Annotated in this window: 6 protein-coding genes; 2 read left to right on the forward strand and 4 right to left on the reverse strand. The window is 47.2% G+C overall.

Annotation, left to right across the window (positions count from 1 at the left end; translation table 11 throughout):
* Positions 1–50: 50 nt before the first annotated feature.
* The 3 genes from NDA01_RS26340 to NDA01_RS26350 form a co-directional block, all read right to left on the reverse strand.
* A complete protein-coding gene (locus NDA01_RS26340; protein ID WP_348230317.1) occupies positions 51–5,630 on the reverse strand; it encodes a PAS domain S-box protein in 5,580 nt (1,859 codons plus the stop codon).
* A 252-nt stretch (positions 5,631–5,882) separates the two neighbouring features.
* Positions 5,883–6,308 (reverse strand): alternative ribosome rescue aminoacyl-tRNA hydrolase ArfB, encoded by a 426-nt coding sequence (gene arfB / locus NDA01_RS26345; protein ID WP_190553332.1) that lies wholly within the window; start codon positions 6,306–6,308, stop codon positions 5,883–5,885.
* Positions 6,309–6,330: 22 nt separating this feature from the next.
* A complete protein-coding gene (locus NDA01_RS26350; protein ID WP_348230318.1) occupies positions 6,331–6,876 on the reverse strand; it encodes a hypothetical protein in 546 nt (181 codons plus the stop codon).
* 821 nt (positions 6,877–7,697) lie between these two features.
* Here NDA01_RS26350 and NDA01_RS26355 point away from each other — a divergent pair.
* Entirely contained in the window at positions 7,698–8,075 is a 378-nt protein-coding gene (locus tag NDA01_RS26355; RefSeq protein WP_348230319.1) for a hypothetical protein, read from the forward strand.
* An 8-nt stretch (positions 8,076–8,083) separates the two neighbouring features.
* Positions 8,084–9,241, forward strand: coding sequence for a hypothetical protein (locus tag NDA01_RS26360; protein WP_348230320.1), 1,158 nt, complete (start codon positions 8,084–8,086; stop codon positions 9,239–9,241).
* 366 nt (positions 9,242–9,607) lie between these two features.
* Here NDA01_RS26360 and rppB read toward each other — a convergent pair.
* Positions 9,608–10,441, reverse strand: an 834-nt coding sequence (rppB, locus tag NDA01_RS26365; RefSeq protein WP_348230321.1) for a two-component system sensor histidine kinase RppB, incomplete at its 5' end; no start/stop codon positions are given.

Here is a 10,441-nt window from a genome sequence, read left to right on the forward strand (position 1 = left end):
TTGATCAAGTAAGAGATGCTGAAAATCTTACAGTGAATTGCACCCAGTCTCTAGCTAATCAAAGATTCAGTTAACTCCACCAAGATGTCGAAGCGATAGTGCTTGACGAGATCTTTCAAGCTGTTAGCTAATCGGCTATGGTTTTCTGGAATCTGTTCCAGCAGTTGTAGCACTAAATTGGCATTGACTCTAGTTGCGGCTGCGTGTAGTTCGGCAATCCAGGCCAGCGGCATTATCCTCAAATCCTCACATTTGACGTTTTGAATTCGAGGTAGCGGGCTGCTGTTAGATCGAGCCCCGATCGCGGCAAAGCGTTTTGCCAACTCTGCATCGGTTTTTGCGGGTTCATAGAGATACTCGGCTCCTAAATAGGCAGCGATTTTGTCAAAAATTACTTGTTCTCGGAATGGCTTGCGGACGAGATCATCACAGCCTGAAGCCAAAATTGTGGCTCGTTGTTCTTCAAAGGCGCTGGCGGTTAAGGCGATGATCACGGTTCTGGCTCTAGCGGGAGCAGTGGCTTCTAAGCGGCGAATTTGGCGAGTGGCTTCATAGCCATCCATCACAGGCATCCGCATATCCATCCAAATTAGGTGGGGTTGCCAGCTTTGCCATTGGGCGATCGCTTCTTGTCCATTGGTCGCTAGAGCCGTCTCAAAACCCACCATTTGTAGAAGTTGCTCAATGAATTTGCAGTTCTCTGGGCGATCGTCTACGACTAGAACTCGATAAGTTGGTTGGTTGGGAGCTAACCGGAGGACTCGGCCTCTAGCAGTCGCTTGAGCTGATTCTACAGGTAAAGCGGCCAGGGTAAGCGGCACCCAAAACTGGAAGCTTGACCCCTGCGCAATGGTGCTGCTGACCGTCAGTTCACCCCCCATCAACTGCACAAATTGGCGGCTAATTGTTAACCCCAGTCCAGTGCCTTCCCTGGCTTGAGTTCCACTAGTGGTTTGGACAAAGGGTTGAAACAGGCTGTCTATCTCTTCCGGCGCGATGCCACTTCCGGTGTCTTCAACGGCTACACAGAGGTGATAGCTAACTCCCGCAGCTCGATTTTCGGTCTGAAGGCTGGCTCGTAGCCGTACCTCACCCCTGTCTGTGAACTTCACGGCATTACTTAAAAGATTGATCAAAACTTGGCGGAGTTTGCCTTCATCTATCAAGACGTAGGGAGGCAAATCAGGTGCAAGTTCAAATTGCAGAGACAGTTGCTTCGCTTCGGCTCGGATTTGAAACATCTCCTGAAGCGTGTAGAGTAGCTGATGCAAGTTGAAGGCTGTAGGATGCAAAGTCATCCGTCCCGCTTCAATTTTGGACATTTCTAGGACATCATTAATCAGGTTGAGCAAATGTTCTCCACTACGATTAATGATTTCTAGGGATTCTTCTTGCTGATCTGTTAGGGCAGGGTCACGCTCCATCAATTGAGTAAAGCCGAGGATGGCGTTCAGGGGCGTTCGCAACTCATGGCTCATATTAGCTAAAAAGATGCTCTTGGAGCGGTTGGCAGCTTCCGCAGCTTCTTTGGCAATGCGTAGCGCTTCCTCGGCTTGATGTCGCGCCCGCCCAATGGCAATCAGCTCGCCTACCAATTTCAGGAGGCTCAATTCCTCTTGGCTCCAAGTTTTAGGGCTATGAACCACATCCATCCCTAGAAAACCCACGACTTTATCGGCGTGAGACATAGGAACTGCCACCAGCGACTGCACAGACTCATGCTCAAACAAACGCCTCTCTGGCATTTCTGGTGAGAGCTGAGCCAGATTGGGAATGTGAACTACATTGCCGCTCAAGATCAGACGATGGAAACGCAGAAACATTTCTACCGGATTTTCTCTGACCTCAAGCGTTAAGGGCAAAACTCCAGGCGAACACCACTCATGGACAATCTGGGCGATCGCTTGATCTGGAGAGTACTCAAAAATGCAGCTCCGCTCCGCTCCAAAAAATTGCGCGATCGCCTGCAAGCTGAAGTCAACGGCTGTCTCTAAGTCTTGGTCAATAAACTGCCGAGAAATGCTGCTGAGTAAGCTTTCTACTTGGGCTCGATACTGCACGGCCTCATCGGCTTGCTTGCGTTCTAGCTCTGCACCTGCACGAGCTGCAAAAATCCGCATGATTAGCTCTCGTCCTGCATCGGGTGACATTGGTTTCACATCCATCACCCCCAAAATGCCCAGGATATCTCCTGCTGCATCGACTAACGGAATCCCTAAGTAGCTCTCAACTGCGATCGCGGTGAAGTCGGAAATGCTGGGGAAAAGGGTTGGCAAGTCTTCCGAGTAATAGCAAACTTGGCCTTTAATCACCTGGCCGCAGGGCAAATTCTCTGTGTTGTACTCGAAGTTCTCGCCAATTTTGCTGTCTCCCCACACTGCCAAAGTACAGGCTTTGGTTTTAGTCGCGTTGATGAAGCGACTGACAAAGGCGTAACGGACTTGCAGCACCTCCGCTAGGTAGCGCACACAAGACTGAAAGAATTCATCTCCTGTTTTGGCTGCCGTTCCTTCCACAATCAAGCGCAGCGCTTCTTCTCGTTGTTTGCGATCGGTGATATCCTCCATGACAAAATCGAGATGGTTTTCTGCTGGGTTCAGACGGAAGGATAGTAGAACCCAGATTATGGTTCCACTACGCTGACGCAATTCAAGTTCAAAGTTTTTTACTTCTCCATATTGCTGAACAATGTCTGCAATACGCTGGCTATCATCCGGATTAACGTAAACAAACTCTGGAGAGAGCGGCGTACCAATTACCTCAGCGACAGAAGCATATCCAAGCATTTCCGCACATCGTTGATTGGCCTCTAAAATGCCTCCCACTTCTAAACGAGCGCGACCAATCCCCACCTGAGAGTTCTCAAAAATATTGCGGTACTTGATCTCACTCTGGCGTAGCGCTTCCTCCGCTTGCTTGCGCTCAGTCACATCATGAGCGATTCCAAGGATGGCGATCTGACCACTAGGATCTTCGATCGGAGAAATATTGGCGCTAACCCAACGCCAACTACCATCTTTATGACGCGCTCTGAGTTCTATGCCCGACTGCTTTTCTCGAAATTCGGCAGCTCTGCGCGTCGAGGCCAAAGGTACATGAAGATCTTCAAGATGGACAAGTTCAGCAAACGAGCGGCCTTCCATCTCTGAGACGCTATAACCCAAAATAGCAGTGACGTTAGGAGAGATATAAGTAATCACACCCTCTAGATTATGCAAGAAGATAATGTCGTTGGCATTCTCCACAATATTGCGGAACTTTAGTTCACTCTGCTGAAGTGCTTCTTCTACCCGTTTGCGTTCATTAATGTCACGAGCTACACCAATAATGATTAACCGACCATTTGTATCTTTTGAAGCGGTTAGATTAGTAACTAGCCAGGAATAGGTGCCATCTTTGCATTTAGCTCGATATTCGATTTCTGAAAGTGTCTCGCCTGTTGCGGCGACATGACCAACTGCGCTGACACATCGGTCTAAATCATCAGGATAAATGAAAGGCGTAAAGGACTTCCCTTCTAGCTCGATGGGTTCATAACCCATGATGTTACGCAAGTTGGGCGAAAGATAAGAAAAGGTACCTTCATCATTAAGCACATAGAGAGTGTCATGAGCATTCTCGACAATGGTGCGAAACTTAAACTCGCTCTCCTCCAAAGCAGCTTCCATTCGCTTGCGCTCAGTGGCATTGGTGCCAACCGAGAGAATTTCCACTAAATTTCCCTGCTCATCTAGAATCGGTTTATTGGCCCAAACAATCCAGACGCGATCGCCGTTTTTGCACAGGTTTTCATTCTCATTCAGGAGATAGTTTTCTGGGTGCAGACAAATATCTACCATCAACGCTTGTAAGTCGCGCCCAGAGGTTTCGGTCTCCGGAACAATCGTGCCAACCACATTACGACCGATGATCTCATGGCTCTCGAAGCCAAGTAAACGCTGGCCGTAATCATTCATGAACAGGATGTCACCATTGGTATCCCAGCGTAAGATGATGCAGTTGGCTGTCTGCACTAAATCTCGATACTGAAGTTCGCTAGCTCGGAGGGCGGCTTCGGCTCGCTTCAGTTCGCTGATGTCTCGCCCTAAAACCACCAAGCCTTTGCGCTCCCCATCTGGATCAAATAAAGGCACCTTAATAAGGTCAAGAATCTTCACTGTGCCATCAGCGCGAAGACAGATCTCCTCGATGCGCTGAATTGCTTGGAGTTGCCAAGCTTCTTGGTCGGTCAGGTGGCAAGTACTGAGGATGTCTCCATAAGAGTGACTGAATTGAGCCAACTCAGCATCTGTTTTACCTTTATACTCCAGTTCTTTCAGTTCAAAGAAGTCTAGGTTAGCTTGATTAGATTCTAGCCAGCGTCCTTCTCCATCCTTAAAGCAGATAATGTCCGGTGTGGCATTAATCAGAGTTCGGAGCCGCTCTTCACTTTCTCGTAGTGCTGCTTCAGTTTGCTTGCGAACGACTTCTTCGCGCTTCGCTTCGCTAATGTCTCGGAAATAAAAGACTCTGCCGTAGTAATGGCCTTGGGGCGATCGCGCTGCAATAGAATAGCGCTCTAAAATGCGCCCATCCCTCAGTGAAATCTCATCGTAAGTGATTTCTTCTATATGTTGGTAGAGGTAGTCAATTTGTGCTCGAAATACCTCAGGCTGTTCTACTTTATCAATAACGAGTTCTATTAATTGACCAGAATGCTGGTTTTGCATCGCTAGCTCTGGAATTCGCCATAGCTGACAGAACCGCTGATTGTAAGAAACGATGGAGCGGTTTTCATCAACTACCAAAATCCCATCGAGGGCAGCTTCTTGTTGAGCTTTCAATAGAGCGTTACTGCAGCGTAACTCGGCGGTCCGACTCTCAACTTCTTGCTCTAAATTCGCGTTGAGTGCTGCCAATTGTTGAAACAGTTTCGCCTGCTGAATGGCGATCGCTACCTGATTGCCCAGTTGTTCTAGCAGCTCAATCTCAAACGGTTGCCACTCACGAGTTTCCGAACACTGGTCAGCCATGAGGATCCAGAAGCCGCGATCGCCATCATAGGTACTCGATGAGCGGGTGCTAGATGCGGGTAGAGGGGTAGCTTGAAACGGTTGTTCTAGCTTGATCGGCACGCCTAAAGAAGCTTTGATCTGGCATCGTTCTAACAAAAGCTGACTGGCGCTATCAGAAAGTCCCAGTTCAGATATATCACTGATCGCCAGAATTCCTACCTCAAACCTTGCCAGCATTTCTTGGCTAAACGTGACATCAGTAATCGTTGTGCCTAAAAGAGAGTGCCAGTCAGGGAGAACCGATTCTGCCACTATCTTTGTTTGCCAATCGTCCGTGATAAAGCAAAGACAAACGCGATCGGCTTCTAGAAACTGCTGTACTTCTACAACTGTCGTATTGAGAATTTGCTCTAAATCGAGAGATTGCCGAATCCGTAGAGCAATCTCACCCACAATATGGCCTTGCTGGTTCGCTAGATGTAATTGAGCTTCAAGCTGCTTATACTCACTTTTTAGCTTGGAGTACGCTGCTTCTCTAGCTTGCTGATCCTGCTGAAGACGTTGGACTTCCTGTTGCAGTTCTGCGATCGCGGAGTGGAGTTGGGCTGGTGTGGCTGGGTTTCCTGGGGTGTTCATAGATTTTTTCAGGCTTCGATCCGTGCTTCCAATTGTCCTATCCGCTCCAGTAACCCTTCAACTAAGGCAATGACCGCACGTTCCCCTTGTCGGTAACTGCACGAATCTCCGCTCGGCTGACTGTCTTGTTAGGCTTAGATCGGCTCACCAGATTTTGCCTCTATTAGGCTTGAATATTTTAGACCCTATCTTATCCTTACTCACGCCCCTTCAATCGTCACGAAAACTTAATTCTGAGTAGTCACGATAGCTTTAACTCATATCCTCGTTGATGATTTTTCCTCTCGTGGTTTTAATCTGCGATCGCTTGGTTTTACTATCCAATCGCTTGCGTTGAGAACTCCGGGTAGGTTTGCTGGGTTTTCGGGGTTTGGGAAGAGCGATCGCGCTTTTAATCAGAGCTTGCAGCCGTTCTAGAGCTTCCTCTCGATTTTGCTCTTGACTGCGATGCTCCTGAGCTTTGATTACGATGACCCCATCTTTGGTGAGCCGCTGGTCATTTAGTTGCAATAGCCGCTCTTTGTAGCGATCGGGTAATGAAGAAGCCAGGATATCAAAGCGCAAGTGAATGGCAGTCGCCACCTTGTTGACGTTTTGCCCACCTGCCCCCTGAGAACGAACCGCACTCATCTCGATCTCTTGCTCAGGGATACTCACGGTATTAGTGATTTGCAGCATGACTCAGCTTTGCCTAGAACGTTTAAGGCTGGATTGCAGCCCGTTCTCTATTTTTGATCAAAATTTCCGCTAGCGCGCTAGGACGAAACAGACCCGATTCCACACAACCGACTTTCTGGGCGGAAAACTTAGTGCAAAGATCGTTCCAGGCTAGAAAGATCGTTTCTGCGGGAAGCGCTTCTACGAACTGTTGAGAACCCAGGGTTGCAGGGCTAAACCAGGTAATCCGCACAGCTTCTCCGCGATCGACTAAACGATCCAGTGTTTCTGTTTGCTGCACGGTTAAATCACCCCGACTCGACTGAACCACGGGCGATCGCATCCCTGTCTTCAACACATAGACAACCGTTCCAGGGTTATTAGCTCGCAATGGGGTAGAAATGACACAGCCATTCTCGAAAGGTGGGGGTAAGGTCTGGATCGGGCTTTCAGAGAAGCCTGTGAGAGTTTGGCACTGAGCGGTTTTCGGTGTGGGTGACTGCTTCGGCTGAGGAATGCCTATGCCTACTGCCACGGAGCTAGCGGTTAGTAATCCGACCAAGAGGGCGATCGCGGGAAGTTTCACCATTTTGAGTATTCTCCTCAAGCCAGGGGCATCACGTTTCTCTAAGCTAGGCAAACTTAGCGCTCGGTTAGGGATGGTTACTAATTTTGAAACTACATATGCATCTGTAATTCGCTGACTCTAAAAAAACTGGATTGAGGACTAACCATTGGCTGGATTGCCTGGAACGGATGTTTCTTGACCTTCGTGAGTCGATACCCGATCGCCCTAGCCCAGAACACCTAGTTCTAGTGTGGAAAATTTAGCTCTGGGACAAAGTGTGATGGGAGTTTTTAAGCTGGTTGAGTTTGAACCTGACAGGGTTGCTCATGCAAGTGCTTTTGGTGGCTTGGGCCTTGTGATTTACAAGAGAGGATGATGCCATTCAATCGGGAAAACTCATAAGTAAGGTATGCGATTGTTGATACGAACATCAGCCTCTTAGTAGGAATCAGAACTGGGGTCGGTCTTGCATTAGAAATTAGAGCAAATTACTCGGCATTCTAGGGCTGAGCTTTAATTTTGGAGTAGCAAGGTTGCAGTTCCAAGTTCGGAGTTTGACGGGTAGATTTTAAGGGCGATTGCACTCGGTTTGTGCTCTCTTGTAGACGCTAGAAGTAAGCTTTCGAGATGGAAAGGGATCGCCTTGTTTCCCAGTCACACTCGCAGATGTCGTACGTAGAGACTACTGCTGATTGAAAGGTATGGACGTATCTAGGATTATGAGGATATGGTAGTGACAGATTCGTGGTGTTTACTTTCTGGCTACACGCTGAGGGGTCAATTTCGTGTCTAATAACCCTGGGGGCATCTCCCAATCTAACTCAGGCTCCATGTCTGGAGGTATGCAAGCAGCGATCGGAAACTACAACAAGCAGACGATGAGTAATGAGAGATCTCCTGCTCTCAATGTACCTACTCAAGCTGAGGTAGTTGAGCTTCTTGCACAAATCAAGCAGCTGATCAGTAACTCTGACCTGCCTGGAGCAGTAAAGGAAAAAGCTACGAAACATGTAGAGGCTGCCAACGTGGAGGTAGAGGAGGAGGAGCCTGACAAACAGCTTATTTCCAAGCATTTGGAGAGAGTTACAAAGACCATCGAAGAAGTAGATAAAACGGTGGACACTAGTAAGCGGATTTTTGAGAAAGTTGTTCCTTTAGTAGTCAAGGTAGCAGGTTGGCTAGGCACAGCAGCAGGGTCTTTATGGACGATTCTGCCCTAATTTAATAAATGAGCCAGTCTCCTTCAGACTCTGAACAACCAAGTGAAGCTCCTCAACCCACAATTCAGCAAAACTCCAGCGGAAGTTTAGGTGGGGGGCAGCAAGCTATTAATGGAAATAACAACTCTCAATATCAAGACAATAGAAATTTTGGAGTTAGCGTATATCTACCTCCAGATACAGAAGTTGAACTTCCTGAAAATTTGGCTTTTAAGTCCTGGAGAAATCGGCTTTGCAACTATCTGAAAACGGTTTTCTTTTTGTTTTCTGTTTTTGTTGCTTGGAGCTTCATGGGCTTATTCATAAATCAAGCATTTCCCAAGTCTCTTGCAAGCTCACTAGTAAATTATACATTTAGAGGCTTTTGGAGTCATATTAAAACTCCTAGTAACTTCCTGGAAATAACCTCTGGGCGCATGTGGGAAGGGATTAGACGTAGTATTGCAGTTCTGCCTTCTTTAGATTCTATTAAATGTACGAATGACAAAGCTGGGGCACAAGAACTAAATAAGCTAGATTCCCAGTATTGGTTATTGGCTCGTTTGGCTGAGAATTTACAAGAGGGTAGTGAGGATTTTGATGATGTTTTCTGGAAGATTAGAGAATTAGAGGAAGAAAGAGTTGCTATCGCTTCTCGCCTCAAACCTCTTAAGCAAGTTTACCTGAGGAACTTAGATTATTTTCAAAAACTTATAAGTAGATTGTCCTTCCTACTAAGGAGATCAAAGAAGCATAACCAAGTAGAGAAAATATTAAATGAAATAGTTCAACGCTACATACATATAGAAAATGCTTCCGAACTGCAAGTTCAAGAGCTTATCGAATTTTTAGAAAATAGGACTTCTCAATTACCAAAAACTCAATCTTTATATAATGTTTGGAGGCTGACAAACTGGATTCATATTCAAACTCGAAATTTACATTTTTCTGAGTTAGAGTCTCCCGGAATAGCTGAGATTGATTCCACATATCCTCCCGTTAGAGCCCTCAAAGAGAAATCAGGCTCTAAACCTAAATTTCATGTTCCTAACGGTTGTGGACATGGCTATCCTAGAGTTGAAAAGCTGGAAGACAGAGAAAATATTGACTTTTATGAATCTATTTACCAAGCCGAAAAGGCAGGGCGTGAAATGTGTATTCGCTGCAAGAATAACTTATGTAAGTAACTAGCGCCTCCTTCAGAGTTTATGGTAATTAATGAAGATATTTCTTGAAATTTTCAACCGATTCAAAGAGATGAGATTATTGCTGACTCATAATGAAACGGAGTAAAATGCAGATAATGCAAAGATTGACTATCCTGTTGGATCTTTAAAGCGATTTGCTAAAGGTTGTTCACCACATCTACTACTTAGCCCCTGATCGCCCTCTCTTATCTGCGCATTCTATCCATCAAACGCACGGGTAGAATGCGTGAAATACAAACCCAAAAACACCACGAGCGATCGCAGGCCCTGTTTTCAGCACATTGTCTTTGCCAGGATGAGCGATCGCGCTTTACGGGGCAGAGTTGTTTGCTATCGGGCGTGAAATTACTTTAAAGGCAGGCAAATTGTGAATGTACTGCCTTTACCTAGCTCGCTTTGTACCTTCAATCTACCTTGCTGGGCCTCAACAATGGCCTTAGCGATCGCTAACCCTAAGCCAGTGCCTCCCGTTTGACGAGAGCGATCGCTACTGACCCGATAGAAGCGCTCAAAGATGCGAGATTGCTCGGCTGGGGCAATACCAATTCCAGTGTCTTGAATCTGAATCAGGGCATGGGCATCGGTTTGTTCTAGAGTTACTGTGACGCTGCCACCGCTGGGCGTATATTGCAGCGCGTTGACGATTAGATTAGAGAGCAGACGGCTTAGTTGGTTCTCATCTCCTAGGACATAAAGCGATGCTTTGACTCGGATTTGGGCTGCGAGGTGAATCGGAGCGGCAATCTCAAGTACGGATAGACTTTCTACTAGATCGCTGATTAAGTCATTCAGACAGCAGCGCTGGCGTTTCTCCACCACCTTTTTTTGATCCATGCGTGAGAGTAGCAGCAAATCTTGAACTAGTGCAGCCAAGCGATAGTTTTGGCGGGCGATCGCGCCTAAAGTTTCCTGCACATCCTCAGGGGAGAGAGAATCAGTATTTTCAACTGCTTCTACTGTGGCGCGGATAGCCGCGATCGGGGTGCGTAATTCATGGGCGGCATCGGCTGTGAACTGTTGCATTTGGGCGTAGGAGCGAAAAACAGGCTGCATCGCCAGTCCTGCAAGCCACCAACTGGCACCGCCCACCATCAGCATCGAAAGCGGCAATCCGACCGCGAGCAGTAATCTTAGGGTGGCGAGATGGTCATCAAATTCTTGGAGCGATCGCCCAATCTG

It is taken from the genome of Trichocoleus desertorum AS-A10, assembly GCF_039962155.1.
Classification (GTDB): domain Bacteria; phylum Cyanobacteriota; class Cyanobacteriia; order FACHB-46; family FACHB-46; genus Trichocoleus.

Excerpts from the sequence above, each read along its gene's own strand:
- NDA01_RS26340 (WP_348230317.1), bottom strand. The coding sequence starts at position 5,630 with ATGAACACCCCAGGAAACCCAGCCACACCAGCCCAACTCCACTCCGCG.
- NDA01_RS26360 (WP_348230320.1), top strand. The coding sequence starts at position 8,084 with ATGAGCCAGTCTCCTTCAGACTCTGAACAACCAAGTGAAGCTCCTCAA.
- arfB (WP_190553332.1), bottom strand. The coding sequence starts at position 6,308 with ATGCTGCAAATCACTAATACCGTGAGTATCCCTGAGCAAGAGATCGAG.
- NDA01_RS26350 (WP_348230318.1), bottom strand. The coding sequence starts at position 6,876 with ATGGTGAAACTTCCCGCGATCGCCCTCTTGGTCGGATTACTAACCGCT.
- NDA01_RS26355 (WP_348230319.1), top strand. The coding sequence starts at position 7,698 with ATGCAAGCAGCGATCGGAAACTACAACAAGCAGACGATGAGTAATGAG.